The organism is Actinophytocola xanthii, assembly GCF_001921205.1.
GTDB classification, from domain to species: domain Bacteria; phylum Actinomycetota; class Actinomycetes; order Mycobacteriales; family Pseudonocardiaceae; genus Actinophytocola; species Actinophytocola xanthii.
The window spans coordinates 19,035-45,895 of the sequence record NZ_MSIE01000052.1 but is presented as its reverse complement, the minus strand read 5'-3'; the positions used below and the strand labels follow the sequence as shown (position 1 = coordinate 45,895).

The 26,861-nt window shown below is 73.6% G+C and carries 19 protein-coding genes; 10 read left to right on the top strand and 9 right to left on the bottom strand.

Going from position 1 to position 26,861, the window contains the following annotated elements; all coding sequences use genetic code 11:
• Positions 1-116 precede the first annotated feature (116 nt).
• The 4 genes from BU204_RS26115 (at position 117) to BU204_RS40250 (ending at position 7,567) form a co-directional block, all read left to right on the top strand.
• Positions 117-1,169: a radical SAM protein gene (locus tag BU204_RS26115; protein WP_075128402.1), complete on the top strand. Its 1,053-nt coding sequence runs from the start codon at positions 117-119 to the stop codon at positions 1,167-1,169.
• A complete protein-coding gene (gene lanKC, locus BU204_RS26110) occupies positions 1,166-3,724 on the top strand; it encodes a class III lanthionine synthetase LanKC (protein ID WP_075128401.1) in 2,559 nt (852 codons plus the stop codon). The genes BU204_RS26115 and lanKC (BU204_RS26110) overlap by 4 nt, the downstream gene beginning before the upstream one ends.
• 142 nt (positions 3,725-3,866) lie before the next feature.
• Positions 3,867-6,332, top strand: a complete 2,466-nt coding sequence (gene lanKC / locus BU204_RS26105; RefSeq protein ID WP_075128400.1) for a class III lanthionine synthetase LanKC — start codon at positions 3,867-3,869, stop codon at positions 6,330-6,332.
• Positions 6,329-7,567: an MFS transporter gene (locus BU204_RS40250; RefSeq protein WP_075128399.1), complete on the top strand. Its 1,239-nt coding sequence runs from the start codon at positions 6,329-6,331 to the stop codon at positions 7,565-7,567. The genes lanKC (BU204_RS26105) and BU204_RS40250 overlap by 4 nt, the downstream gene beginning before the upstream one ends.
• Here BU204_RS40250 and BU204_RS26095 read toward each other — a convergent pair.
• The 3 genes from BU204_RS26095 to BU204_RS26085 form a co-directional block, all read right to left on the bottom strand.
• Positions 7,531-8,403, bottom strand: a complete 873-nt coding sequence (locus tag BU204_RS26095; RefSeq protein ID WP_075128398.1) for a helix-turn-helix domain-containing protein — start codon at positions 8,401-8,403, stop codon at positions 7,531-7,533. The genes BU204_RS40250 and BU204_RS26095 overlap by 37 nt on opposite strands.
• A gap of 168 nt (positions 8,404-8,571) precedes the next feature.
• Complete coding sequence (locus tag BU204_RS26090) at positions 8,572-9,225, bottom strand: response regulator transcription factor (protein ID WP_075128397.1); 654 nt, start codon at positions 9,223-9,225, stop codon at positions 8,572-8,574.
• Complete coding sequence (locus BU204_RS26085) at positions 9,222-10,376, bottom strand: sensor histidine kinase (RefSeq protein WP_075128396.1); 1,155 nt, start codon at positions 10,374-10,376, stop codon at positions 9,222-9,224. The genes BU204_RS26090 and BU204_RS26085 overlap by 4 nt, the downstream gene beginning before the upstream one ends.
• A gap of 128 nt (positions 10,377-10,504) precedes the next feature.
• Between BU204_RS26085 and BU204_RS26080 the strand changes: the two genes are divergently transcribed.
• The 4 genes from BU204_RS26080 (at position 10,505) to BU204_RS26065 (ending at position 14,630) form a co-directional block, all read left to right on the top strand.
• Positions 10,505-11,626 (top strand): alpha/beta fold hydrolase, encoded by a 1,122-nt coding sequence (locus BU204_RS26080; protein WP_075128395.1) that lies wholly within the window; start codon positions 10,505-10,507, stop codon positions 11,624-11,626.
• 48 nt (positions 11,627-11,674) lie between these two features.
• Entirely contained in the window at positions 11,675-11,947 is a 273-nt protein-coding gene (locus tag BU204_RS42310) for an alpha/beta hydrolase (RefSeq protein ID WP_083661653.1), read from the top strand.
• A gap of 24 nt (positions 11,948-11,971) precedes the next feature.
• Positions 11,972-13,624, top strand: coding sequence for a bis-aminopropyl spermidine synthase family protein (locus BU204_RS26070; RefSeq protein ID WP_075128394.1), 1,653 nt, complete (start codon positions 11,972-11,974; stop codon positions 13,622-13,624).
• 82 nt (positions 13,625-13,706) lie between these two features.
• On the top strand, positions 13,707-14,630 hold the full coding sequence (locus BU204_RS26065; RefSeq protein WP_075128393.1) for a helix-turn-helix transcriptional regulator: 924 nt from the start codon (positions 13,707-13,709) through the stop codon (positions 14,628-14,630).
• Positions 14,631-14,633: 3 nt separating this feature from the next.
• On the opposite strand, the gene BU204_RS26060 is transcribed toward BU204_RS26065, so the two are convergent.
• From BU204_RS26060 to BU204_RS26035, 6 genes are all read right to left on the bottom strand, one after another.
• Entirely contained in the window at positions 14,634-16,553 is a 1,920-nt protein-coding gene (locus BU204_RS26060; RefSeq protein ID WP_075128392.1) for a molybdopterin biosynthesis protein, read from the bottom strand.
• Entirely contained in the window at positions 16,550-17,770 is a 1,221-nt protein-coding gene (locus BU204_RS26055; RefSeq protein ID WP_075128391.1) for a molybdenum cofactor synthesis domain-containing protein, read from the bottom strand. Before BU204_RS26055 ends, BU204_RS26060 begins: the two co-directional genes overlap by 4 nt.
• Positions 17,767-19,524: an NAD(P)H-dependent oxidoreductase subunit E gene (locus BU204_RS26050; protein WP_075128390.1), complete on the bottom strand. Its 1,758-nt coding sequence runs from the start codon at positions 19,522-19,524 to the stop codon at positions 17,767-17,769. Before BU204_RS26050 ends, BU204_RS26055 begins: the two co-directional genes overlap by 4 nt.
• The gene (gene fdhF / locus BU204_RS26045; RefSeq protein WP_083661645.1) at positions 19,521-22,466 is read right to left on the bottom strand and encodes a formate dehydrogenase subunit alpha; all 2,946 of its coding nucleotides are present in this window, start codon (positions 22,464-22,466) and stop codon (positions 19,521-19,523) included. The genes BU204_RS26050 and fdhF overlap by 4 nt, the downstream gene beginning before the upstream one ends.
• 63 nt (positions 22,467-22,529) lie before the next feature.
• Positions 22,530-24,332, bottom strand: a complete 1,803-nt coding sequence (locus tag BU204_RS26040; RefSeq protein WP_075128389.1) for an aldehyde ferredoxin oxidoreductase family protein — start codon at positions 24,330-24,332, stop codon at positions 22,530-22,532.
• Between the two features lie 16 nt (positions 24,333-24,348).
• Positions 24,349-25,194, bottom strand: a complete 846-nt coding sequence (locus BU204_RS26035) for an NTP transferase domain-containing protein (protein WP_075128388.1) — start codon at positions 25,192-25,194, stop codon at positions 24,349-24,351.
• Positions 25,195-25,419: 225 nt separating this feature from the next.
• Here BU204_RS26035 and BU204_RS26030 point away from each other — a divergent pair, with 225 nt between their 5' ends.
• On the top strand, positions 25,420-26,292 hold the full coding sequence (locus tag BU204_RS26030) for a S1 family peptidase (protein ID WP_233160597.1): 873 nt from the start codon (positions 25,420-25,422) through the stop codon (positions 26,290-26,292).
• 67 nt (positions 26,293-26,359) lie between these two features.
• Positions 26,360-26,794, top strand: a complete 435-nt coding sequence (locus BU204_RS26025) for a DUF3574 domain-containing protein (RefSeq protein ID WP_233160591.1) — start codon at positions 26,360-26,362, stop codon at positions 26,792-26,794.
• The last annotated feature ends 67 nt before the right edge of the window (positions 26,795-26,861 follow it).

Genomic DNA, 26,861 nt, shown 5'->3' with positions numbered 1-26,861 from the left:
GAAATCTCCCCTACGTCCCGGGATGCCCGGCCGACCTAATGTGACATTCCAACAGGCGTCACTCGGATAGCGACCCGAGAAGAAACGCGGGTGGCTCGACAAGCCAGGAGAACCCCATGCAGGACGTCGGCCCGGAGATCATCATCTGGGACACCACCTTCGCGTGCCCCCTCAGGTGTGTGCACTGCTACTCCGAGTCGGGCCGGCGGCCGTCCCGGCAGCTGCGCGATCCGGCGGACATGCTGCGCCTCGCGGACGCGTTCATCGCGCTGAAGCCGAGTGTCGTCTCGCTCGCCGGCGGTGAGCCCCTGCTGATCAGGAACATCCTCGCGATCGCCGAGAAGCTGTCCGCGGCGGGGATCTCGACCTGCATCTACACCAGCGGATGGCTGTTCGACGAGTCGATGCCGGACAAGCTCGCCGAGGTGTTCAACCAGATCAGCGTGAGTGTCGACGGGGCCTCGGCGGAGACGCACGACCGGATCCGCGGTCGCGCGGGCTCCTTCGACCGGGCGTCGCGGGCACTCGAGCTCCTGGACCAGGCGGCGAGGCGCCGGGTCGACGAGGGACGCAGGCCACCCGCCTTCATGCTCGAGTTCGTGGTGATCCGCAGCAACTTCGACGAGATCGAGCGGTTCGTCGCCACGATGAGCTCGCGCTATCCCCGGCTCAAGGCCATTTCCTTCAACGCCGCCGCGCCGTCGGGGCTCGGCAGCGGTGTGGTGTTCGGCGAGACCGAGCTCCTGCACGACGACCAGCTGGAGCTGTTGGTGTCGGCGGAGTTCCGCGCGCGGCTACAGGACGCCGCGGGCGAGGAGATCAGCGTCAGCACGACCGACAACCTCGGTCTCGTCCGGCCCCCGTCCCGCTCGCGCCACCGCGAGGAGTCGTCGGTGATGCAGGTCGAACCGGACGGGGCGGTGCGCTGGATGCCCGTCTACGAGGGGTCGGTCGGCAACCTGCTCGAGGAGGACCCGTACGTGGTCTGGAGCCGAGCGATGGACCGGTGGACCGACCCGTTCGTCGTCGAGACACTCGCGCCGGTGCGTACCGTCCGCCAGTGGGCGGAGGCCGTTCGGCGGCTCAACGACCGGTTCGGCGCGGAGGCCGACCGCGAGCGGATCGAGCGGCGGGCCGTCCCGCTGGCCATCGTCCCGTCCCGGTCGTGATCGCCGAGGACTACCCGCCGTTCTGCGTCGCCGACCCGGTCTACTTCGAGCGCCCGGAGATGCTGGCCGACGAGGACGAGCGGTTCCCGGTGACCGCTCTGCCGGTGCCCGCCGGCTGGCTGCGGACCGAGTCGGGTTGGTACGTGCGGCTGTGCCCGGCGGAAGTGACGCCGCCGCCGGTGGGCTGGCGCGTGGACGTCGCCGTGGGGCTCGAGGACATCGGCAAGGCGGTGGAGATCGTGTGGGGTTACTGCGTCGAACGGGAGATCCCGTTCGACCTCGTCCGCAGCACCACCGCGGCCCGCGAGCTGAACGCCGACCACGCGGACCGGTTCCGCAGCGGCCGGCCGATCACCCTCCACCCCGGTGACGACGCGGCGCTGACCGACGTGCTGACCGAGCTCTCCCTGCTGCTGGGCGGGACGGCGGGCCCGCGGGTGCTCGGCGCACTCGTGCACGGCGAGGGGCCGTTGCACGTCCGGCACGGCGGGTACGACGAGGACAGCCGGCCCACCAACGCGGTCTTCGTCCCACCGCGGGGAGTCGCCCTGCCCGCTGTCCTCGCTCGCGACCTCGAGGCGCTGCGGCAGTCGAGGACCGAGGAGCTGCCCTACCGCGTGCTCAGCGCGTTGCGGCTGGGCAACGGCGGCGGCACCTACCTCGCCCAGACCCGGTCCGACGGACGGCGGGTCGTGGTCAAGGAGGCCCGGCCCCATGCCGGGCTCGACCGCCGCGGCCGCGACGCCGTCGCCCGGCTCACCCGGGAACGGAACGCACTCGACCACCTTGCCGGCCTCGGCTGTGTCCCCCAGGTCCGGGGTTACCGTGTCCTCTTTGGACACCACTTCCTCGAACAGGAGTACGTCGAGGGGACCAACCTGTTCGCCTGGAGCCTGAGCACCCCGTTGACCACGGCGGAGAACGCCGCTCGCGGCGCGGCCGAGTACACCCGATGGGCGCTCGACGCACTGGACGGAGTGGACCGCGCCCTGCGGGAGGTTCTGGCACGCGGGCTGCGGCTGGGCGAGCTGAACCCGCGCAACGTGGTCGTCCGCCCCGGCGGGGAGGTCGTGCTGGTCGATCTCGAGTCCGCGACCGGCCTCGACGACGACAGCGCGCCAGCCCACGGCGACCCGGAGTTCAGCGTCCCGGCCGGGCTGACCGCGACCGAGGCGCACGAGTACCTGCTGAACGGTCTCCGAATGGCGGTGTTCCTCCCGGTCGGCCACACCGACCCGGTGAAGCTGCCGACCCTCGTCGCCGCGATCCACCGGTACTACCCGGTGCCGGACGGCTTCGGCGACCGCGTCCTGTCCGGCCTCCTCCCCCGCGGCCGCCCGGAACAGCGCGACACCGCCGCCGAGCTGTTCGCCGAGCTCCCGCTCAGTTGGCCGGAACTGCGGGAGTCCCTGGTCCGCGGAATCCACCTTCCGTCCACACCGGATCGCGTGGACCGCCTGTTCCCGGGAACGCCGACCGGCCCGCGCATGCTCGGCGGACACCCCCTCGGCTATGGCGCCGCCGGCGTGCTCCTCGCCATGCACCGGGCGGGCGCCGAGGTACCCGACTGCTACACCCGGTGGCTGGTCAGGGCCGTCCGCCGGGACGGGAACCCGCTGCCCGGCCTGTACGACGGCCTGCACGGCGTGGCGTACACACTGGACCTGCTGGGGAACCGGCAGGAGGCCCTGGACGTCCTCGAACGCTGCCGCCCACTGGAGGACACCCGGTCCGGCGACCTGTTCGGCGGGCGAGCGGGAGTCGCGCTCAACCTGCTGCACTTCGCCACCGTCACCGGGGACGGCGACCTCGCCGAGCGGGCCATGCGCCTGGTCGACCAGCTGGGCCAGGAGGACGACCCGCTGCCCGCAGTTGCGGGCCGGCCGGCGCCGGTCGGACTCCTGCACGGCCCGACCGGGCTCGCCGCGCTCTTCTGCCGGGTGCACGAGCTGACCGGCGACCCCCGTTACCTCACCCTCGCCGAACGGGCGCTGCGCCGGGACGCGGACCGGTGCGACACCTGGCCGGAGGGGATCGTCCTCCTGCGACAGTCCAGGACGGCCTTGCCGTACCTGCACGGCGGGAGCTGGGGCCTCGCCTTCGTCCTACCGCACCTGATCGAGCACCGTCCGCGCGAGCGCTGGTCGACGTTGCTCGCCGGGATTCGCCGCACCTGCGACCACGTCTACGTCCAGCACGCCGGGCTGTTCCGAGGACGGGCGGGGGCCATCGCCACGCTGGCGACGCTGGACCGGCAGGCCAACCGGGCCGCCATCGACACCCAGGTACGGCTCCTGTCCTGGCACGCCCGGACTCACCTCGGGGAGGTCGCCTTCCCCGGCTTCCGGATGCCCCGGCTGTCGACCGACCTCGCCACCGGTTCGGCCGGTGTGCTGCTCGCCCTGTCCGCCGCGTACGAGGGGGCGCAGGTCCTGCCCCATCTCGGACCGCGGCCCCACGCCCGACCCACGACCCGGGAAGGAGGTGAACATCATGATCGAGATTCTCGAGCTGCAGGAACTGGAGGACGACTCCGTGGCCCTGTGGCCCTGTAACACCAGCAGCACCGCCAGCGGCCGCCTGGAGAGCTGAGCGAGCCCGCTCGACGACGGGCTGAGCGGCCGGGACTACACCACCCGGCCGCTCAGCTCGCCCAACCCGGCGAGGCGGGTGTCTCGCAGGAAGGACGATGCGGCCATGAGCCGGCCCCAGCCCGGTCCGCTCTTCGTCGAGAGCCTGGACCGGCTCGACGACGACGCGACCCGCTTCCCCCACGCCCGCGACGCCGCTCCGCCGGGATGGTGGCGAGCCGAGCAGGGCGGCTGGGTCCACCTCGAACCCGAGGACACCCGGCTTCCCGACCAGGGCTGGAAGATCCACGCGTCGGCCGTCGGCTCCCAGGCCGCCCGGGTCGTGGCGGAGGTCTGGGACTACTGCGTGCGGCGCGGCATCTCCTTCAAGTTCCTCCGCAGCCAGGCGATGCTCTCGCGGCTGAACGGGAAGTCCGCCTCCCGCACGTCCAGTGGCAAGCTGGTGACGATCTACCCGGCGGACGAGCACACGCTCGAGCTCACGCTCAAGGAGCTCTCCGAACGGCTGCGAGGAGTCGTCGGTCCGCACATCCTCAACGACCTGCGCTGGGGCGAGGGACCGCTGTACCTGCGGTACGGCGGGTTCCGGATGCGGTACTGCTTCTCACCGGCCGGCGACCACGTACCGGCCGTGGCGCGGCCCGACGGCGTGCTGGTCCCCGACCTGCGCGGCACGGCGTTCCGGACGCCCTCCTGGGTGCGGATCCCCGCCTTCGTCCAGGCCCAGGTCGAGGCGGCGCGGGCGGGCAGCGGCGGTCCCCTTCCCTACCGGGTGGAGAAGGCGCTGCTGTTCAGCAACGGCGGCGGGGTCTACCGGGCGGTGGAGAGGTCCGGGCTCGGGCGGACCGTCGTCCTGCGGGAGGCACGTCCGCATGCCGGGCTCGACATGGACGACGCCGACGCCGTCGCACGCCTGGACCGCGAACACGCGATGCTGGACCGGCTCGCCGACCTCGAGTTCGTTCCCCGGGTGCTCGGCCGGTTCCGCCACTGGGAGCACCACTTCCTAGTCGAGGAGCTCGTCGAGGGCGAGCCGCTGCACGAGGCGATGGGCAGGCGGCACCCGCTGCTCCGACCCGACCCGACCGACGCGGAGCTCGCCGAGTACAGCGCCTGGGCGAACGCGACCTTCGAGCGGATCAGGACCGCCGTGGGCCGGCTGCACGAACGCGGCGTCGTCTTCGGCGACCTCAAGCCCGGCAACATCATGGTCCGCCCGGACGGCCGGGTCTGCCTCGTGGACTTCGAGACGGCCTATGCCCTCGGCGAGGAGAACCGGCCGACGCTGGTGACCGAGGGTTTCAGCGCGGACTGGGCCCGCGAGGGCACGGCGGCCGACGACTACGCCCTGGCGTGCATCCGGCTCGCGATGTTCCTGCCGTTCACCGAGCTGCTGCGGTTCGCGCCGGAGAAGGTCGGACAGCTGGTCCGGCTGGCTGAGGAACGCTTCGCGGTACCCGCCGACTTCGGGTCCTACCTGCGGTCGCGGCTCACCCCGCCGGGCGCCCTCCCGGCCCATCAGCTCGACTGGCCCACCGGCGCCGAGGGCTGGGACCAGCTGTTCACCGGCATGGCCGCGGCGATCGTGGACAGCGCCACCCCGGGGCGGGAGGACCGGTTGTTCCCCGGGGACGCCCGGCTGTTCGACCGCCAGGCCGCCGGTCTCGCCTTCGGCGCCGCCGGGGTGCTGCACGCGCTGCACGTCACCGGCCACGACCGGTACCCGGAGTTCGACGACCACGTCGAATGGCTGGTCCGGGCGGCTCGCCGCACCCGCTGGCCCCGTCCCGGACTGTTCGACGGCCTGGCCGGCACCGCCGTCGTCCTCGACGAGCTGGGCCGCCACGCCGAGGCACTGGAGACCCTGGACCGCCTGCGGAAGATCGACCTCACCGGTTGCGGCATCGGGCTGTTCGGCGGCCTCGCTGGTGTCGGGCTCACCCTGCTGCATTTCGGCGAGGACGCGACGGAGATCGGCGAGGAGCTCGCCGCCGGACTGCGCACGAACGCGGCCTCGGCCGGCCTGATGCACGGCTGGTCCGGTCCGGCGCTGCTGTTCACCCACCTGTTCGACGTGGACGGGAACCTTGCGTGGCTCCGGCACGCCCGGACCGCGCTCGCCCGCGACCTCGGGCGGTGCGGCGTGCCACGAGGCCGCCGCCTGCAGGTCAGGGACGGCGAACACTGGCTCACCGGGCTCGAGCGCGGCAGCGCGGGCATCGGCATCGCGGTCCAGGAGTACCTCCGCCGACACCACGACCCGCACCTGGCCGCGGTGCGCGAGCTGGTCCGCGACGGGCTGGACACCGAACTGCTGCTGACCGGCGGCCTGCTCACCGGTCAGGCCGGCGTGCTCCTCGGCACCGCGCACCTCGGCGCCTCCCCCGCCCGGCACCTGCGGATGCTCGGGGCACATGCCGTACGCCACCGGGGGAACCCGGCGTTCACGCTGGACGGGATGCTGAGGCTGTCGATGGACCTCGCCACCGGCACCGCCGGCGTTCTGCTGGCCGTCCACACCGCGGTGCACGGCTGCCCGGCGCCGCTGCCCGGCCTGGGCACCCGGTCGTGAGCGCGCCGGACAGCCTGCTGCGCAACCGGGACTTCCAGCTGTTGGTGGTGGGCCAGGGCCTGTCCATGCTGGGGACGAGCGCGGCGGTGATCACGTTGCCGCTGCTGGTGCTGGCCGCCACCGGGTCCCCGCTGCGTGTCGGGCTGGTCGAGGCGGTCTGGACGGGCGCGACGGCGGTGGCCTTCCTGGCGGCCGGCCCGATCGCCGACCGCTTCGACCGGCGCACGGTGATGCTGACCTGCGAGTGCGGTCGGGTCCTCGCCAGCGCGGCGTTCGCCCTCGCGATCTCGCTTGGCTGGGCGACGATGCCGGTCCTGTTCGCGGCCGGTGTGGTGTTCGGGCTGCTCACCGCGCCGCACAGCGCCGCCGGGCTGGCGGTGCTGCGCACACTCGTGCCCGAGCGGAAGCTCGGCACCGCGCTGGCGGTCAACCGGGTACGCGCTCACGCCGCGGGCCTGCTGGGGCCGGTCCTGGGTGGCTTCCTGTTCACCGTGCACCCGAGCCTGCCGTTCTGGCTCAACGCGGCGTCGTTCGTCGTCTCGGCATCCAGTGTGTACGCCCTGCGTTCGACTGTGGATCCCGAGGAGCGGGCCGAGGCGCGGTGGTGGGCCGCGGTGCGGACCGGGCTGCGGTTCGTGTGGCGGGATCGGGCGCTGCGGTCGCTCACGCTGATCGCCTCGGCGCAGAACTTCGCCATCGAGGGTGTCTCGCTCACCGTCGTCGTGGCCACTGTGGACCACGGCGCCTCCAGCGTGACCGTCGGCGTCCTCTACGACTTCTGGGCGGGCGGAGCGCTGGTGGGAGCGGTGCTGGCGCCCCGCGTCATGGACCGCACCTCGCACCGCCGTACGCTGCTGGGCGGGTCGGTGCTGTGCGCGCTGGTCGTCCCGTTGATGGCGGTGAGCCCCAGCCCGGTTGTGCTGGCGCCCCTGCTCACCCTGTGCGGCGCGGCGGTCGCGGTGTCCAGCTCGGTCATCGTGCTGGAACAGGTCGTGCGGACACCCGACCACCTGCAGGGCAGGATGAACAGCACGGTCGGCCTGGTGCTGATGGTGACCCCCGCGGTCGGGGCAGCGGTCGCCGGCCTGCTGCTCGAACGCCTCCCGGCCGAGCTCTCCTACCTGTGCTTCGGCGCACTGCTCGCCGTCCTCGCGGCGGCCACCGCGAGGGAGAGCCGCTCCGTCTGGCCGCGCCCGCCTCACCCCTTCGCCGCGAACTCCTCCGCGGCGGTCTGAACGAGGCGTCGCGACTCCGGCGGCTCGAGCGCCACCGCCTGCAGGCGACGGAAGTGGTCGGCGTAGCTGTTGACCGTGTCCGGCTTGTCCAGGTACATCGCGTCGGCGTGCATCCCCACGTAGACGAGGTCGCGGGCCATCTCGTGGTCGAAGCGGAACATCGTGAAGATGTTGGTCAGCGACGCGTAGGAGCGGCTGTCGAACGGGACTACCTGGAGCGTGACGTTGGGCAGGGCGGCCACCCCGGCGAGGTGGCGCAGCTGTTCGGCCATCACCGGCGGGCCACCGACCTGGCGGCGCAGCGCCGACTCGCTCAGCACGAAGGTGAACCGGGCGGCGTGCTCGCGGTGCAGCAAACGCCGACGTTCGGCACGGACCCGGAGGGTGTCGGTGACCTTCCGGTCGGCCGGGTCGACACCCTGCCCGTCAAACATGGCCCGGACGTAGGTGTCGGTCTGCAGAATGCTCGGCACGACCTCCGAGCAGACGTTCATCACCTCGGTGGCGTCGCTCTCCAGGTCGCGGAAGGCGCGGAACCAGCGGGGTCCGACGTGGACGGTGCTGCCGGTCGGCCGGCCCCGCTTCGGCCTCGCGGCGCGGGCGAGGTCCCGGCACCAGAGCCGGTCCTTCTCCGACGCCTGGTAGAGGTCGAGCAGCACGTCCAAGTCGGACCTGTCGATGCCGATCTTGCCGGACTCCACCCGGCTGATCTTGTTCGGTGCCTTGCCCAGCCGCTCGGCCGCCTCGTCCTGGGTGAGGCCCGCGATCTCGCGCAGTCGCAACAACTCCGCGCCCAGCAGCCGCCGTTGCATGCTGATCGATCTCGGGTTGGTCATTGCGCGATCCTCGCACAGAAAACCACGCTCAGTGATCAGAAGAACGTCACTCGATTCGGTGGTCGTACAAGCTGGAAATCCGCGAAATCGGGAGTGGGCAGAAGCAGATGGACATATTCGAAGAATGCGGGAATTACGCACTGATTTTCGTCGCCGGCCCGTTTCACGCTACCCGGGGGTGACGTGGTTGCGGGTCGCGAGCACCGCTAAGCGAACGCGGTTGGGCGCGGCGGTCTTCGTCATCAGGTTGGCGACGTGGGTCTTCACCGTGGTGATGCCGACGTGCAGGGCGTCCGCGATCTCGGCGTTGGAGCGGCCGGCCCCGACCAGCGCGAGGACCTCGCGTTCTCGTTCGGTGAGGGTGGCCAGCAGGGCGGCGTCCGGCTCGGCGTCGGCCCGCCTCGCCGCCACGGCCGCGCGCACCACGCGGGAGAGCACGTGCGGACTGAACACGGCCTCGCCCGCCGCGGTGCGCCGCACGGCCGCGAGCAGGTCCGCCGGCGGGGTGTCCTTGGCGAGGAAGCCGTGGGCGCCGGCGGCGAGCGCGGGGTAGAGGTGCTGGTCGTCGTCGAACGTGGTCAGCACGAGGACCCTCGTCGAGGGCTGGGCCGCGACGATCCTGGCCGTCGCCGTGGTGCCGTCCACGCCGGGCATCCGCAGGTCCATCAGCACGACGTCCGGGCGCAGTCGGGTGACCAGCTCGGTCGCCCGGTGGCCGTTCTCCGCCTCGCCGACCACCTCGAGGTCCTCGGCCGTGCCGCACAGCATGCGCAGCCCCGCCCGCACCAGGTGCTGGTCGTCCACCAGCAGCACCCGGATCACGGTCGTTCCGCGGGGATCGCGGCGGTGAGCTCCCAGCCGTTCCCGGCGGGTCCGGCGCGCAGCGTGCCGCCGAGCAGCTCGACCCGTTCCCGCATGCCGACCAGGCCGAGCCCCGTCCCGGACACCGGCTGGGCCCGCACCCCCCGGCCGCCGTCGTCGTGCACCCGGATCCGCACGCCGTCCTCTCCCATCAGGACCGACAGGGTGATCCGCGCCCGGCGGCCCGCGTGGCGGAGCACGTTGGTGATCGACTCCTGCACCACGCGCAGCACCGCCAACCGCCGCATCGAGTCGAGCCGGGCGACCTCCGGATCGATCGTGCTGTCGACCTGGTGCTCGGCGGCCCTGGCGCGGTCGACCACCTCCAGCAGGGCCGCGCCCAGCGCACCCGGCTCGACCGGCGCCACCCCCGCGGGACCGGTCGCCGGCGCCCGCAACGCGGTCATCAGCCTGCCCAGGTCGGCCAGCGCGGACCTCGCCGTCTCGTGCGCCTGCGACAGAGCCACATCGACCGGCTCGTTGGCGCCGCCCAGGGCGTGCCGGGCGGCGCCGACCTGGATCGCGACCGACGCCATGTGATGGGCGACGAGGTCGTGCAGCTCGCGGGCGATCGCGGCCCGTTCCGCCGCCCTGGCGTCCCGCACGTCCTGGTCGCGCTGCCGCTCCACCCGCACCGCCACCCGCAGCACGGAGCGAACGTAGCCACCGAGCAGCACCGGCGGGCCGGTCAGCACGACAATCGACGCGGTGGACAGCACGGGGTGGTAGGTCGGCAGGTAGATCAGGACCTGGGCGAGGACGAACCCGCCCGTGCCGACCCACCGCCGCCAGCCGCCGCACCGCAGCCACAGCTCACCGACGGCGACCAGCGCGAGGACGAACAGCATCGGCATGACGACCGGCATGGTCGCGGTGTCCGCCCCGCGCACGCCGAGGACCAGCAGCACCGACTGGACCAGGGTGACGGCGAGCGGAAACCGCCCGCCGAACAGCGTCGCCGTCGTGGCGGCCATCCCGAACAGCCAGTCGCGCCCGGTCGTGGGCTGCGGTCCGTGCAGCACGGTGAGGTAGGCCGGCGACAGCAGCAACGGCAGCAACCTCACCGGCGCCCACAGCAGCACCGGTGACCTGCTCCTGATCCGCGGCGTCACGCCCCGACCCTAGAAGGGGCGCGCCGGTCTCGCCTCCTCCCTCGGTAGGAGGCGGCCTCCGCCGGCCGGTCGGAACTCCGGCCGGGAGTGGGACCCGGACACCGGCGGCGGCCGCCACCGTCGAGGGCATGACACCTCACCCCACCCGTCGAGCGCGCCGCTGTCTCGCCGCGGCCGCCGTCGTCACCGCGTCGGTGATCACTCCCGCGGCCGCGACCCCCGGGCCCGCGGTCTCCTGGCAGCCCTGCGCGGACAACCCGCGGATCGACTGCGCCTCGGTCCCGGCGCCGGTCGACTGGTCCCGACCGGACGGGGAGACGATCTCGGTCGCCGTCGCCCGGCGGGCCGCCACCGAGCCCTCGCAGCGGCGCGGCGTGTTGGTCTACCTGCCCGCCGGGCCGGGCAGCTCGGGCGTGGACGCGGTCGTCGACGACCAGTGGTTCGGGCTCCTGTTCCCACCGGAGATCGCCGCACGGTTCGACGTGGTCGGTTTCGACCCGCGCGGCGTGCAGCGCACCAGCCCGGTCCGGTGTGACGCCGCAGTGGTCGCCGAGCTGGACCGGCCGGCACCGCGGTCGCGGCGCGAGTTCGACGAGCTGCTCGAGGCGCAGGCCGCGGTCGGCACGGACTGCCGGGCGAGGACCGGCCCGGTGTTCGACCACCTGGACAGCACGCAGAGCGCCCACGACGTGGACGCGATCCGCGCCGCGCTCGAGGTGGACACGGTCGACCTCTACGGCCTGTCCTACGGCACGGTGATCGGGCAGAGGTACGCCGAGCTGTTCGGGTCCCGGCTGCGCACCCTGACCCTGGACGCCGTCTACGACCACGGCGCGAGCCCGGACCGCTTCGACGTGACCGCGGCACTCGCCGCCCAGGAGTCGTTCGATCGGTTCCTGACCTGGTGCGCCGACACCCCGTCCTGCGAGCTGCACGGCCGGGTCGTCCGGCGGATCGTCGCCGACCTGTTCGCCGCCGCCGACGAGGGCTCCCTCGTCGACCCCGCCGAGCCGGACCGCCCGCTCGACCCGACCGCGCTCACCGACCGGCTCGTCTCGCCGTTGACCAGGCCCGACCTGCCCGACGTCGCGCACCGGATCGCGGTCCTCGCCGGCCTTGCGGCGGCGCCAGCCGCCGCCGACGCCCCGCCGGCGTCCGGGGAGGCCGCGTTGCCGATCTTCACGGTGTGCGCCGACACCCGCGTCGACGCGACCAGCTGGGAGCACCAGGTGGCACTGGCGCGGGCGTAGCGGCGGGTCGCGCCCGACGTCCGCTCGGCCGCGTTCGGCAAGCCGAGCCTGTGCCTCAACCCGCCGGTCCCCGCGACCAACCCACAGCACCCGCTACACGCGCCCGACGCCCCGCCGGCGCTCCTGCTGAACTCCCGCTACGACCCGTCCACGCCGTACCAGGGCGCACGCCGCGTCGCCGACCAGCTGCCGGAGGCCGTCCTCGTCGTCCACGACGGGTTCGGCCACGGCGTCGCCAACCGCGTCGACTGCACCCGGCGGGCGTTCACCCGGTACCTGCTCGAGCGGGCACTGCCCCCGCACGACCTCCGCTGTCCCTGATCGTCACCGGTAGGCTCCTTCCCCGTGAACCCCCCGAATCCGCTGGACGCCGTCGCCGAGGTGGTCGCCGGGTTTGGCATCGGGGCCCGCCGGGTTCGGGAGGCCGTGGCGCTGCTGGCCGAGGGGCCGCGAACCCTGGACGAGCTGGTTCGCGAGTGCGCGCTCCCCCGCCGAACCGTCGAGGCGCTGCTGGCGGCCGCGCGGCCCGACCTGGACGGGAACCCGGAGGCCGGCGCCGCGCTCCGGGCCGACCGGGCCGACGCCTACCGGGAGCGGTTTGCCACCGCCGCCCTGCTCGCGACCCGTCCGGCCGACCCCTTCGCCGCCCAGCTGGCCGCGCATCCCGAGCTGCTGGCGGCGGCCAGGGCCGACATCGCCGCGGCGCCGGCGGCCAGGGCGGCCCTCGACCACGTGTCGGTGACCGCGGAGACCGTCGTGCGCCGGGCGCTCTGGCTCGCCGGCACGTTCGACCTGCCAGGCGCGCGGCTGCTCTGCGTCGGCGACCACGACCTGACCTCGCTAACCGTCGCCGCGCTCGTCCCCGAGCTCGCGGTGACGGTCGTGGACCTCGACGAGCGGCTGCTGGAGTTCGTCGAGGACCGGGCGGCCGCCCGCGGGCTGGACGTGCGGTGTCTCTACGCCGACTTCCGGTTCGGGCTCCCCGAGTCCGTCGCCGGATCGGCCGACCTCGTGCTGACCGACCCGCCCTACACCCCGGAGGGCGTCCAGCTGTTCCTCGGCCGCGGCGTGCAGGGCCTGCGCGACCGGACCACCGGCCGGCTGGTGATGGCCTACGGGTTCAGCCCCGCGCACCCGGCGCTGGGGATGAAGGTGCAGCACGCGGTCGGGGAGCTGGAGCTGGTGACCGAGGCGATCCTGCCGGCGTTCAACCGCTACCACGGCGCGCAGGCGGTGGGCAGCGCGAGCGACCTCTACGTCTGCCGGCCCACCGCCCGCACCCGCCAGGTCCTCGACCGCAGGCTCGAGCGGGCGGCCGTGCGCATCTACACCCACGGCGCCCAGTCCCTCGAGGGCGCCGCCCACACCCTCGACCCTGAGGTCGCCGAGGCGGTCACGACGATCGCGTCGGACGGGGCACCGCCGGTGCTGGTCGGCCCGGGCTGGCCGCGGCGGGACGGGGCGAGCGCGGTCGAGCTGTCCCGGGTGCTGACCGCCGGGCTGCCGGCCGCGTCGGCGCGACCGGCGACCGTCGCCGTCGACCTGGCCGAGGACCCGGGGCCGTGGCTGCTGCGCACGCTGCTCGCGGTCAACGCCGAGCGGGTGGCGGTGCTCGTGCCGAACAACCACCCCGACCTCGGGAACGCGGCGGCCCAGCACGCGCTGAGCGACCTACTGGCGGCGAAGTACACGCTGCGGCTGCGCCGCAGCACCCCCACCCCCGCCCACGCCGTCGTCGAGGCTCGCGCCGTCGGCGCTGGTTCCTCGCCGATCGCCCACCACCTGCTCACCCGCGCCCACGGCCGGACCGGCAACGTCTGGCGCGAGGCGCTCGTCCGGCACGCCGGTAGGGCACTGACCAAGAACGAGGCCCGCGCGGCGGTGGCGGCGGCGGTCAGCCGGCCAGCGTGGCTGGAGGTCCGACTGGTCGACCTGCCCCGGCACGCCGTCCGCGGCCTGCTGGCCGAGGCGGAGGCCGGCGCGAAGGCACCGGCCTGAGGCGTCCGGCGCCGGCCGCTCGGTACGATAACCGTCCGAGAAAGACGCGCCGGGCCAGGCGTTTCCGCACCGAGCGAGGCAGATGAGCCGCTACCTGGAGATCGGCACCGAGATCGCGCGTCGGATCCAGGCGGGCGAGCTGCCCGCCGGCACCGAGCTTCCGGCGGTGCGGAGCTACGCCCAGGAGACGGGAGCGACCTCCTCCACCGTCGTGCGGGCCTACCGGTACCTCGCCGAGGCGGGCGTCATCACGGTGGCCGACCGGCGACGGGCCCGCGTCGCCTCGGACGGGGTGATCGCGGCGGCGCGGCTGCTCGAGGCCGATCGGGTGTTCCGCCTCGCCGGGAGCGACGACCCCGCGCTGCAACTGCTGCTCGACCACGTCGGGCCGGCCGTCGCACCGGTCGGCAGCCGCGGCAGCTTCCATGCGCTCCGCGCGCTCGGCCGGGGCGCGGCCGACGGCGCCGCGATCCACCTGCGCCACCGCGACGGCGGCTACAACGCTCCGTTCGCGCGGGCGCTGCTGCGCGGCCGCGACCCGCACCTGCTGCACCTGTGGCGTCGCGAGCAGGGCCTGCTCGTCCCGGCCGGCAACCCGAAGGGCATCACCGGTCCGGCCGACCTCGCCCACTCGCTGGTCGCGCGGCGGGAGCCGGGGGCGGGCACCCGGGTCCTGCTCGAGCAGCTGCTCATCTCCCACGGCGTGCGGCCGGCCGACGTCGCCGGGCCGGAGCTGGGGTCGCACCTGGAGGTCGCGCTGGCGGTCGCAGCCGGGATCGCCGACGCGGGGCTCGGGCCGCGGGCCGGCACCGCCGGGCTCGGGCTCGACTTCGTGCCGCTGGTCTGGGAGTCCTTCGACCTCGCGCTGGGCGGCGCGGCGCTCGGGGCGGCCCGCCCCCTGCTGACCGCGGTGCGTGAACCCGAGGTGCGGACCGCGATCGAGGAGCTCGGCGGCTACGACCTCAGCCGGGCGGGCACGCTCGAACGCCTGGCCGACGGGCGGTAGCGCTCAGCGCAGCCGCTTCCCGGTCTCCGCGCACGAGTAGCCGCCCAGCTCCTCCACCCGCTCCCGGAACTCCGCCCGGTCCAGCAAGGTCCACAGTGGATGAAGCTGCGGGCTGTCCACGTCCTCGGCCCGCAGAACCAGGTCGTAGGGCTCCTGGGCGACCGGGACGAAGTCGAGGCCGAACGCTGTGGCCGCGGCCTGGATGCCCAGACCCGCGTCCGCCCGGCCCGCGGCGACGGCCGCCGCGACGGCCAGGTGGGTGTGCTCCTCTCGGGTGTAGCCCGTCAGCCGCGCCGGGTCGATGCCGCGCCGGGACAGCTCGTGGTCGAGCAGTACGCGGGTACCGGCGCCCCGCTGGCGGTTGACGTAGCGCACCTCGGAGCCGACCAGGTCGGTGATCCCGGTGAGCCCCAACGGGTTCCCCTTCGCCACGATCAGACCCTGATCGCGGTGGACCAGGCGGATCACGGCGACGGTTCCGTCCGGACCGAACAGCCTGTCCACATAGGGCAACGTGTACGCACCGGTCGCCGGGTCGAGCAGGTGCGAGCCGGCGACGTGGCAGAGCCCGTCGCGGAGGGCGGCCAGGCCGCCGAGCGAGCCCACGTTCGAAGACACCAGCGTGGTCAGCGGGTCGGTCGCGCGCAGCGCCGAGGCCGCCAGGTCGAGGACGAGGTCGTGCGAGCCGGTCGCCACGATCGTGCGTTCGATCTCGCCCAGCCCGCGCAACAGCTCCACCGGCACCCGCTCTCCGGCGTGGTGTCCCTCCACACCGGAGGGCACCACGAGCAGGCCGTCCGCCCGCACCAGCGAGGTGAGGACACCGGCACCGCGCGGCAGCGGGGTGGCGACGACCCGGTCGCGCACGCGTCCCAGGCGCACCCGCACCCAGTCGTCCGTCCCGATGGCCGAGGGCAGCTTGCGGGCCAGCCAGGCCGTGGTCGAGGGACGCTCCCGCGGCGCGGCGCCCTCCAGCTCGGCCAGCAGGGGGGCGGCGAAGATGTCGAAGGTGAGCGCGGCCGAGACCGGGTAGCCGGGCACGCCGACGACGGGGGTCCCCGCGACGGCGCCCAGGACCACGGGGTGGCCGGGGCGCACGGCGACGCCGTGTACGGCGAGGGTGCCGGCGCCGGCCACCACCCGGGCGGTGTAGTCGTCCCGGCCGGCGCTCGACCCGGCGATCAGCAGGACCAGGTCGGCCGCCGCGGCGGCCGCGACAAGGGCCTCGGTGATCCGTTCCGGGTCGTCCGGGACGATCTCGGCCACCCTGGCCGAGCACCCCGCCTCCCGCGCCTGCGCGGCCAGCATGAGCGAGTTGGTGTCGGGGATCTCGCCGGGTCGAGGCTCCACGCCCAACGGCCGGATCTCGTCGCCGGTGGGCACGACGACCACCACCGGCGCCCGGCGGACGACCAGCTCGAGCGCACCGGCCGCGGCGCAGGCGGCGACGTCGACCGGACGCAGGCGGTGCCCCTCGGGCAGGAGCAGCTCGGTCGCGCTGATGTCCTCCCCGATCGAGCGCACGTGCTGGTAGGGCGGCACCGCGGCACGCAGCTCCGCCCCGCCGTCGGCGGTCCGGTGCACGTGCTCGCGCATGACGACGGCGTCGAACCCGACGGGCAGCGGGTCGCCGGTGTCGACCACCTCGAACTCGTCCGGGGCGAGCAGTACCGGCCTGGTCTCGGTCGCGCCGACCGTCCGCTCGGCGCGCACCGCGATGCCGTCCATGGCCGAGGCGTCGAACGCCGGCGAGGACCGCAGTGCCCACACCGGCTCGGCGGTCACCCTGCCCACGGCCTCCGCGACCGGCACCACCACCGCGTCCACCGCGGCCGGGCAGCCGGCCGCCACCCGAGCCGCCCGCCAGGCCTCGTGGGCCTGCGCGACGGGAACGTCGGAGACGAACGGGCTCGCGGCACTCATCGGTACAGGACCACCTCGACCTCGGTACCGGCGTCCAGGCCGGTCGCCGGTTCCGGGACGGTCAGGTAGCCGTCGGCCCGGGTGAGCACGGACAGCAGCGCCGACGGGCCGAACAGCGGCTCGGCGACGCCCTCGCGCACGGTCACCTGCACGATGTCGAGCCGCCCTGCCGCCGAGGCGAGGTCGCGGCCGAGCCTGGCCCGGGTGCTGGACGGCGGCGGTGGGGTGTCGCAGCCGGCGAGCAGCCAGACCAGGGGCACGCCGACCTGTCCGAACACGACCAGTGCCGACAGCGGGTTGCCCGGCAGGCCGACCAGCGGTACCCCGCCGCAGTCGGCCAGCAGCGTGGGTTTCCCGGGCTTTATCGCGAGGCCGTGGCACCAGATGTCGCCGACGGCCGCGACCGCGCCGGCCGTCTCGTCCCTGGCGCCCACCGACGACCCGGCGGAGACCACGACGAGGTCGGCCTCGGGCAGCACCTCGAGCAGGCGTTCCTTGAGCGCTCCCGGCTCGTCGGCGACGATGCCGGCCGGTACCGGTTCGCCGCCGGCGTCGGTGACCAGCCCGGCGAGCGCGGAGGCGGTGGCGTCCCGGACCTGTCCGGGGGCGAGGTCCACGGTGGACGGCGGGACGACCTCGTCGCCGGTGGAGATGATCGCGACCCGGGCCCGGGCGTGCACGGCCACCGCGGTGACCCCGGCCGCGGCGAGCAGGCCGAGGTCGGGCGCGCGCAGCGGGCGACCGGCCGGAACCAGCACCGCGCCGGCGGCGACGTCCTCGTCCGCGCCGACGACACCGCCGCCGGGCGCGACCGGCCGGGTCACCTCGACCGTGCCGGGCAGCGTCTCGGCGGTGTACTCCACCATCACCACGGCGTCCGCGCCCTCGGGCAGCACCGCGCCGGTCGGCACGGCGACGCAGCCGCCCGGGCGGACGGCGACCTCGGGTGCCGCCCCCATGCGGACGGCGCCCAGCAGGTCCAGGTAGGACGGCAGTCCCTCGGAGGCGCCGAAGGTGTCCGCAGCGCGCACCGCGAAACCGTCCACAGTAGAGCGTTCGAAGCCCGGTAGGGGCGCCGGCGCCGGTACCGGCTCGGCCGGGACGCGGTGCAGCGCCGCGGCGAGCGGGACGTGCTCCACCGCCGTCCGTCGGCGCGGCCGGAAGCCCGCCCGTGCCTCGGCGACGGTACGGGCGGTGAAGAACTCCCGCCCGCTCACCGTCCCGGCTGTTCGGTCGAGCCCCCCGGCCGCGGTTGGGGACGGGCCGCGGCGGCACCCCTGTCCAGGCCGAGCACGGAGACCACCGGGCCCAGCGCCACCTGCCCGAGCCCGCAGATCGAGGTCTTGCGCATGGCCTCCTCCAGTCGCAGGATCTGCCCGCGCTGGGCCTCGTCCAGCTCGGTTGAGCCGGTGTCGAGCACGCCGCGCAGCAGCTCGTGGGCCTTCGTGGACCCTACCCGGCACGGTACGCACTTCCCGCAGGACTCGTTGCGGAAGAACCGCAGCACGTTGGTCGCCGCGGCCAGCAGGTCGGTGCCCTCGGCGAGCACGACCATCGCCCCCGAGCCGAGCATCGTTCCCGCCTCGGCGAGCGTGCCGAAGTCCAGCGGGAGGTCGAGCTGGTCGGGGCCGATGAAGTTGGACGAGGCGCCGCCCGGCTGGACGGCCCCGATCTCGGCGCCGTCGGGCACCCCGCCGGCGACCTCGATCAGCGAGCGGACGGTCGTGCCCATCGGCACGCAGTACACGCCGGGGTTGGTGATGTGGCCGGAGACGGCGAAGAACTTCCAGCCGACCGAGTCACCCAGGCCCTGGGCACGCCACCAGTCGGCACCGCGCTGGAGGATCACCGGCACGTCGGCCAGCGTCTCCACCGAGTTGATCAGCGTGGGCCGGCCGTGCAGGCCGTAGTTGCCGGGGAACGGGGGCTTGTTGCGCGGCTCGCCGCGGTGACCCTCCATGCACTCCAGCAGCGCGGTCTCCTCGCCGAGGATGTAGCCGCCGGGCGAGACGAACACGTCGAGCTCCAGCCGGCGGCCGCTGCCGCAGGCGTTGGGGCCGACCACGCCGGCCGCCCGCAGCGCCTCGATCTCGGCCCGCAGCACGCGCTCCTCCGGCCCGTACTCGTGCCGGATGAACACCCAGCCCTGCTCGGCGCCGACGACCGCCATCCCGAGCAGCAGCCCCTCGATCACCAGGTGCGGCTGGTCGGCGAGGATCTGCCGGTCCTTGAACGTGCCCGGCTCCGACTCGTCGGCGTTGCAGACGACGTACTTCACCCCGCCGGGATCGGCCGCCGCGACCAGCTCCCACTTCTTGCCGGTGGGAAAGCCCGCGCCGCCCATCCCGCGCAGACCCGAGTCGCTGAGCGTGGCCACGACCGAGCCGGGATCCAGCTCCCCGGCGAGCAGCGCCCGCAGCGAGGCGTACCGCTCCCCCACCCCGGAGCTTGCCGGGTAGGGGTCGTTGGGCCAGGGCTCGACCCGCCGCCCGACGGTGGCCTCGCCGACGCCGCCGGTTCGCGCGGCGTCCACCAGCGCGTCCACGTCGGACAGCGCCACCGGGTGCTCGTTCACGTCGGCGGCGGGGGCGACGTCGCAGCGCCCGAGGCAGGACACCTCGACGAACTCGACGTCGGTGTCCTGGCCGTAGCGCTCGCGCGCCGCCGCGATCCGCTCCTCGCCGCCCCGCAGCCAGCAGGACAGGTCGTGGCAGACGTGCAGCGCGACCTTCGCCGGCGGGCTGGTGCGGAAGTGCGGGTAGAACGAGACGATGCCCTCGATCTCGTACCGGGGCCGGCGCACCTCGCGGGCCAGCTCCTCCAGCTCCTCGCGGGGCAGCCAGCCCAGCCGCGCCTGGATCGCGTTCAGCGCCGGGATCAGCGACGGCCCGGGGAACTTCCCCGCCCGCGCCTCCACCCCGGGCACCCATCGCGCCCGCGCGCCCGAGGCACGTTCCGAACTGAGCGTCATTCGCCAACCCCTGCCGTCGCCGTCGACTCCACCCGCTCCGCGCCCAGCGCCTCGACCTGGACCGCGCAGAACTTGAACTCCGGGATCTTGCCGTAGGGGTCGATCTCGTCGATCGTGAGCAGGTTGGCCGCCGCCTCCCGGAAGTGGAACGGGATGAAGCAGTTGCCCAGCTGCTCGCGGTGCGAGATGCGGACCCGCAGCTCGATGACGCCCCGTCGCGAGCGCACCCGGACCATCTCCCCGTGCGCGAGCCCGCGGTCGGCCGCGTCCTTGGGGTGCAGGTAGACCTCGGCGACCGGCGAGATCGTGTCCAGCGCGTAGGACCGCCTGGTCATCGAACCGGTGTGCCAGTGCTCCAGCAACCGGCCGGTGTTGAGCACCAGCGGGTACTCGGCGTCGGGCAGCTCCTTGGCCGGCAGCCACTGCGCCGGCACCAGGTGCGCGAGCCCGTCGTCGGTGTTGAACCGCTCGTCGAACAGCACGACCGTGCCGTCGGAGTGCTCCGGGTCGGCGTTCGGGTACAGCTTCCCGGACAGCCCGAGGTTGTCGTAGCGCAGGTTCGCGTACGACGGCATCAGCGACACCATCTCGTCGAAGATCTCGCTCGCCGAGGAGTAGTTCCAGTCCAGGCCGACCCGCTGGGCGATGTCCTGGACGATCTCCCAGTCGACGCGGGCCTGGCCCGGCGGGTCCATGACCTTGCGTCCCAACTGGACCCGGCGGTCGGTGTTGGTGTAGCTGCCGTCCTTCTCCAGGTAGGAGGAGGCGGGCAGGATCACGTCGGCGAACTCGGCGGTCTCGGTCAGGAAGATGTCCTGCACCACGAGGAAGTCCAGCGCCCCGAGCGCCTTGCGCACCTTGTTGATGTTCGGGTCGGACAGGAACGGGTTCTCCCCGAGCATGTACATCCCGCGCACCCCGCCCGGCTTGAGCACCGAACCGATGATCTCGGTGACCGTGAGACCGCGGTTCGGGTCCAGCTGGGTGCCCCAGGCCTGCTCGAACCGCCGGCGGGTCGCGTCCCGGTCCACCCCCTGGTAGTCCGGGTAGAACATCGGGATCAGGCCGGCGTCGGAGGCGCCCTGCACGTTGTTCTGCCCGCGAAGCGGGTGCAGGCCCGTGCCGGGCCGGCCCACGTTGCCGGTGATCGAGCACAGCGCGATCAGGCAGCGGGCGTTGTCGGTGCCGGTCGTGTGCTGGGAGATGCCCATCCCCCAGTAGATGACGGCGGCCCCTGCCTCGCCCCAGACCTTCGCGACCTCGCGGATGAGGTCCGCGTCGACCCCGGTGATCTGCGCGGCCCGCTCGGGCGGGTAGTCCGCGACCGTGCGGGCCAGCTCGTCGTAGTTGGACACCCGGGCGGCGATGAAGTCGCGGTCGATCAGCCCGAGCCGGATGACCTCGTGCATGACCGCGTTGTAGAACGCCACATCGGTGCCGGGTTTGACCTGGCAGTGGTAGTCGGCGTGCTCGGCGACCGTGCTGGCCCGCGGGTCGACGTAGATGATCTTCGTGCCGCGCCGGCGGGCCTGCTTGAAGAACGAGCTCGCGACCGGGTGGTTCGCCGTGGGGTTCGAGCCGGTGATGATGACGACGTCGGCGTTGGCGACGTCGCTGTAGGTGGTCGACACGGCGCCGGAACCCACCCCCTCGAACAGCGCGGCGACCGAGGAGGCGTGGCAGAGCCGGGTGCAGTGGTCGACGTTGTTGGTGCCGAACCCGACCCGGATCAGCTTCTGGAAGAGGTAGGCCTCCTCGTTGGAGCACTTCGCCGAGCCGAAGCCGGCGATGGCCCCCGGGCCATCGGAGGCGTGGATCTCCTTGAGCCGCCTGGCGACCAGGTCGAGGGCCTCCTCCCAGGTCGCCTCGCGGAAGTGCGGCATGACCTCGTCGTAGTCGACCAGCCCGCCGGGCTTGCGGCGGCCGTCGCGGCCCTTCTTCTTCTCCCGGCCGCCGCCGCTGCGGTTCCCGCCCTCGACCCGGCCCCGGTCGTTCTCGCCCCGGACGTCGGCCGAGAGCGGCCCCTTGGGATAGGACGAGTCGACCCGGATCAGCGGGACGGTCAGGCGCTGCGGGGAGGCGGCGTAGTCCCAGCCGTAGCGGCCCTTCACACACAGCCGGCTCTGGGACCCCGGCTGGTCCCGCCCCTCGGCGAAGGAGATCGCACCTCGGGAGCGGTCCACGTAGTAGGTCAGCGCGCAGCCGACACCGCAGTACGGGCAGACGCTGTCCACGGCGTCGAGCTGCTCGCGCGGCTGGATCGGGATGTTGTTGATCGCCTTGTTGGTGATGGCCCCGGTCGGACAGGCCTGGACGCACTCGCCGCAGGTCACGCAGGAGCTCTGGCCCATCGGGTCGTCCAGGTCGAAGGCGATCCTGGTCGAGTAGCCCTTGCCGGTCCGGCCGATGACGTCGTTGCCCTGGATGTCGTCGCAGGCCCGCACGCAGCGGTCGCACAGGATGCAGGCGTCGTGGTTGACGTCGATGACCGGGTTGGAGGAGTCCTGGCCGCGACCGGAGTCACAGGGCAGCTCGGTGGTCTCCCGGGCGACGTCGAACCGGTCGGCGAGGTCCAGCAGCAGGTTGTCGCCGGTGGTGGTCTGCTTGGGGTCCTCGGCACGCGGCGGCTGGTCGGAGACCAGCAGCTCGGTCAGCGTGGCCCGGTTGCGCCGCAGTTCGGGGGTGTCGGTCTGGACGGTCATGCCGTCCTCGCACGGGCGCACGCAGGCGGCGGTGAACACCCGGCCGCCGGTGTCGACCACACACATCCGGCACACGCCGACCGGGTCGTAGCGCTCGTTGTGGCACAGCACCGGGATGTCGACGCCGACCTCCTTGGCCGCGTCGTAGATCGTGGTGCCCTCCGGCACGGTCACCGAACGCCCGTCGATCTCGGCGGTCACGGTGCGGACCTGGGTGACCGGGTCCTCGAGAGTCGTCATCCTCGCTCCGTCCCTCACTTATTGCATACAGCATACCGTCCCGCTGGGGCGCTAGTGGAACGTCTACGCCTCGAGTAGGAGATCCGCCAGGTCGGCGGGGTCGACCCGGCCGTCCTCGTCGAGCCCGCGCGCCACGTAGTAGCCGGCCACCATCGAGCGCAACCGGTCCGCGGTCAGCGCCGCGCTGCGGCCCGAGCCCAGCTCGAGGGGGGTCTCCAGCATCCGCGCCGGCAGGGTGTCGTCGGCCGCCGTCGCGCCCTCGCGCAGGTTGAACGCGCGTTTGGCCCGCACGATCCGCCGGGCGGCCACCCGCAGCTCGCCGCCGTCCAGGTCCCATCCGGTGACGAGCCCGAGCAGCCGAGCCCACTCCGGAAACGGGTCCTCGAACACGCCGCGCAGGAACTTGCACAGGATCATGGAGTCCATCACCGCGGCCCGGTCCTCGGTGTCCACGGCCGCTGCCACGTGCGCGACACCACCTTCGAGCCGGTCCAGAGCGCCGGAGAGGTCGGCCTCGTAGGCGCCGGAGCGGTTGTGGTCGGCACCACGGGCGTTGACCGCGAGCCCGAGCGCCATGGCCTGCAGCGTGCGCGGCTCGTAGCCTGGCAGCTCGAGGCCCTTGACCTGGGGCGCGAACGCGATCGAGCCCTGGCCGACGGCCTCGGCGGCCCGGCGCGAGCCGTGCGCCAGCAGTTCGCCCAGCCCCGGCTCGCGGGCCCCGATGGCGTCCAGTGCGCGTAGCAGCGCCGAGCCGTCGCCGAACCGCAGCCAGGGCTCGTCGATCAGGCCGCGCTCGGCGCACTCCATCGCCCAGGCGACCGTTCCGCCGGCCGAGATCGTGTCGATCCCGAGCTCGTCGCAGCGGGCGCTCGCGGCGAACACGTCGTCCGGGTCGGACACCCCGCACAGCGGACCGAGCGCGAAGACGTTCTCGTACTCCATGCGCTGGCTGCCGCCGCCCTTGCGGGAGTAGATGTGCTCGCAGCCGATCGAGCAGGACGCGCAGCTGTTGCGGGCGACCCCGCGCAGCTCGTGCAGCTCCTCGGCGGCGAGCGCGGGTGCGCCCTCGAAGGTGGCGGCGGTGAAGTTGCGGGTGGGCAGGGTGCTCACGGCGTTGAACGCGAGCAGGTTGGCGAGCGTCCCCAGCTCCCGGTACTTCGCGGTCGCCGGGCCGAAGCTGCGCTCGCGCAGGTCCCGGGCGGCCGCCAGCACCCCGGCCTGGTCCGCGACCCGCACCCGGGCGGCGGCCCGGACGAGCACGGCCTTGATGTTCTTGCCGCCGAGCACGGCTCCGAGCCCGCCGCGGCCGGCGTGCCGACCGTCGTGGCTGATCGTCGCGAACCGCACGCCGCGCTCGCCGGCGGGGCCGATGGCCGCGGTCCGCCAGCCGCGCCCGAAGCGCTCCTTCACGGCGGTCTCGGCCTCGGCGGCCGGGAGCCCGGCGAGCTCCGGGGCCGGTTCCAGCCGCACCTCGCCGCCGTCGACCAGCAGCACGGACAGCTCCTCGGCCCGGCCACGTACGACGATCGCGTCGTGCCCGGTGAGCTTGCCGGAGATGGCGAACTGGCTGGAGGCGAGCGCGTCGGTGAGCAGTCCGGTCAGCGGCGACTTGGCCACCACGGCGAACTTCGCGCTGGTCGTGAGCGGCGTGCCGACCAGCGCGGAGAAGACGAACGCGAGCGGCGCCGCCGGGGCCAGCGGATCCACCCGCGGCGGGGCGAGCCGGTGCATCAGCCAGGTGCCGAGGCCGACCCCGCCGAGGTAGGACCGCAGCACCCGGTCGTCCAGCTCGAGCGGGGTTCCGGTGGCCCGGGTCCCGCGCACGTCCACGACCAGGGCCCGTCCGAAGAATCCACCAGGGGCCATGTGTCTACTGTATGCCTTATCCGCCGGCGTCCGCCGAGAGGAACGCGACGCTGTCCCCCGCGACGAGCGGGAGCCGGTCGTCCCTGGTCACCTGGTCGCCGTTGACCGCGGCGACGATGTGCCGGTCCAGGGTGAGGCCGACGGCGTGTGCCGCGGCGCCGATCGTGGCCGCCCGGACGCCACGCGGGCGGTGGCCGCCGCCCCGCGCCAGGGCCCCGAAGCACTCGACGGTGACCTCCGGCAGCTCCCGTTCGCGCGCGGCGGCGTAGTCGTCCGGGGTGTTGACGTTGAGCACCGAGTCCAGCGCGGGGTCCAGCCGCGCGACGGCACCGTCGGCGAGCAGGTCCTCGTCCTCGAGCCGGGTGACCGCGCAGTGCTGGAAGATCATCCCCGGCCGCAGGTCGCCCTCGGCCAGGAGCCGGGCGACCAGGCCGGCCAGGCTCGTCCGGTAGGCCGCCGCCAGCGGCTGGCGGAAGCCCCGGGCGACCGGCAGCACGACGTCCACCCCGTCGGTCAGCTCGCGCAGCACCCGGCGCACGAAGGCCGGGTGCAGGAACGGCAGGTCGGTGGAGCAGACGAACGCGCCCCGCGCCCGGTCGGCCACCGCGGTCAGCCCGACGGCGAGCCCCTGCATGGGACCGCGCCCCTCGACCGGGTCCTGGACCACCGCCACCCCCGCGGGCAGCTCCGGGAGCTCCTGGCCGGGCGCGGCCACGACGACCACGGGCCCGTCCACCGTCCGCGCGAGAACCGCCGTCGCCCGGTACAGCAGGCTCGACCCGTGCCACTCGAGCGCCGCCTTCGGCCGGCCCATCCGGGACGACCGTCCACCCGCGAGCACCACACCGGCCGCAGTCCGCATCTTCCCGATCGTAGCCAGCCCGCGACACGAGGGCGCCCGTCGCCGGCCTACTGTGATAGCGGCCGTTGATCGCGGCGCGGGTTCCAGGCAGTCTTGGCGCGTCCCCCTTCGTCGGTCCCCAGGAGACGCGATGCCGCTCGCCCACGACCTCCCGGTTCAGTGCGAGCCCGGCCACAGCGGTCGATTACACGCAACCGATCGGCGTGCGCGGACGTGTGAAACCACGTGAGCGGGAGTTCGGGCAGGCGTCTGGGGGCGCTGGCGGCCGCGGTCGTCCTGGGAGCCGGGATCGCGGCCGGCTACGTCCTCACCGTCGACCCGCCGGCGGCCGGGGTCGACCGGACCGCGGCACCGGGCGGCAAGGCGGTCGCCACCAGCAGCGCCCCCGCTCGCCCGCCGAGCAGCCCGAGCCCGCCTCCTCCCCCGGACCCGATCCTGCCGTTCAACGCCAAGCTCACCACCCAGGACATCCCCACCCCCGAGGGCGGGGTCCGGCCCGGGGCCTGTAGCGGTGCCCTGATCGCGCCGGACTGGGTGATCACCGCCGGCCACTGCTTCCGGGACCTGGGAGGAACCCGGATCGGCGGCCCGCCCCCGTTCACGATGACCGTCGTCGTCGGGAAGCTGAAGGACAGCGACCCCGGCGGCCACATCGCCCAGGTCGTCGACGTCCGCCAGTCCCCGGTCAACGACCTCGCCGTCGTCAGGCTCAGCTCACCAGTGGCGGACATCACCCCGCTCGCCCTCGCCGACACCCCGCCGCCGGTCGGGCAGCAGCTCCAGTTCGCCGGCTGGGGGTCCCTCTCCGCGACCGTTTTCGGCCCCTCCGACCACCTCAAGCGGGGACGGTTCACCGTCGCCTCGATCGGCGAGACCACCATGGAGGCGGTGCCGGTGGCCCCGCGCACGGTGGAGAACAGCCCCTGCCCCCAGGACTCGGGCGCGCCGTTCTTCGTCTCCGACGACAACCGCACCGGTCTCCTGGTGGCCATCGTGAACAGCGGGCCTCCCTGCCCCCAGCCCGGCCGCGAGGTCATCGCCCGGGTCGACGTCGTCGCCGACTGGATCGCCCAGCAGACCGGAAACGCGGCCCGGTAGCGACACCCCCGTCCCACAGTGCGGTTGGTGGTGTCGCCGCGCCCCGTCGTGTCGTTCAATGCCGGGCATGACGACACGACGTACTGCCATCGCGGGCATGGTCACCGCGCTGCTGCTCGGGATGTCCTCGGCCGCCGCCGCCTCGTCGGACACGGCCGTGTCCTCGGGCCCCAAGGCCGACCAGGTGCCGGGCGAGCTCTGGAAGCGCACCGAGCTCTACTTCGGCGGCAACCGTCCGGATGGGACGGAGATCACGCCGGCCGAGTTCGAGCTGTTCCTGGACAAGGAGGTGACGCCGGCCTTCCCCGACGGTCTCACCTGGATCGAGGCCCACGGTCAGTGGATGGGCGGCAAGGAGGACTCCTACCAGCTGATCGTGCTGTACCCGCGCGACGACCGTGGAGCGAACCGGGAGATCGAGGAGATCCGGTCCGACTACAAGCGACAGTTCGAGCAGCAGTCGGTGCTGCGGGCCGACAGCACCGATCGCGTGTCCTTCTGACCACCGTTGGTGAGAGTCGCTCCCCGGCCAGGGAACCCGCTCCCTCGGCCGTGAGTGTCGTACTCCG

Coding starts and splice junctions, on each gene's coding strand:
- BU204_RS26060 (WP_075128392.1), bottom strand. CDS start 16,553: ATGAGTGCCGCGAGCCCGTTCGTCTCCGACGTTCCCGTCGCGCAGGCC.
- BU204_RS26065 (WP_075128393.1), top strand. CDS start 13,707: ATGAGCCGCTACCTGGAGATCGGCACCGAGATCGCGCGTCGGATCCAG.
- BU204_RS26035 (WP_075128388.1), bottom strand. CDS start 25,194: ATGCGGACTGCGGCCGGTGTGGTGCTCGCGGGTGGACGGTCGTCCCGG.
- BU204_RS26080 (WP_075128395.1), top strand. CDS start 10,505: ATGACACCTCACCCCACCCGTCGAGCGCGCCGCTGTCTCGCCGCGGCC.
- lanKC (WP_075128400.1), top strand. CDS start 3,867: ATGAGCCGGCCCCAGCCCGGTCCGCTCTTCGTCGAGAGCCTGGACCGG.
- BU204_RS26040 (WP_075128389.1), bottom strand. CDS start 24,332: ATGGCCCCTGGTGGATTCTTCGGACGGGCCCTGGTCGTGGACGTGCGC.
- BU204_RS26095 (WP_075128398.1), bottom strand. CDS start 8,403: ATGACCAACCCGAGATCGATCAGCATGCAACGGCGGCTGCTGGGCGCG.
- BU204_RS26050 (WP_075128390.1), bottom strand. CDS start 19,524: ATGACGCTCAGTTCGGAACGTGCCTCGGGCGCGCGGGCGCGATGGGTG.
- BU204_RS26115 (WP_075128402.1), top strand. CDS start 117: ATGCAGGACGTCGGCCCGGAGATCATCATCTGGGACACCACCTTCGCG.
- fdhF (WP_083661645.1), bottom strand. CDS start 22,466: ATGACGACTCTCGAGGACCCGGTCACCCAGGTCCGCACCGTGACCGCC.
- BU204_RS26025 (WP_233160591.1), top strand. CDS start 26,360: ATGACGACACGACGTACTGCCATCGCGGGCATGGTCACCGCGCTGCTG.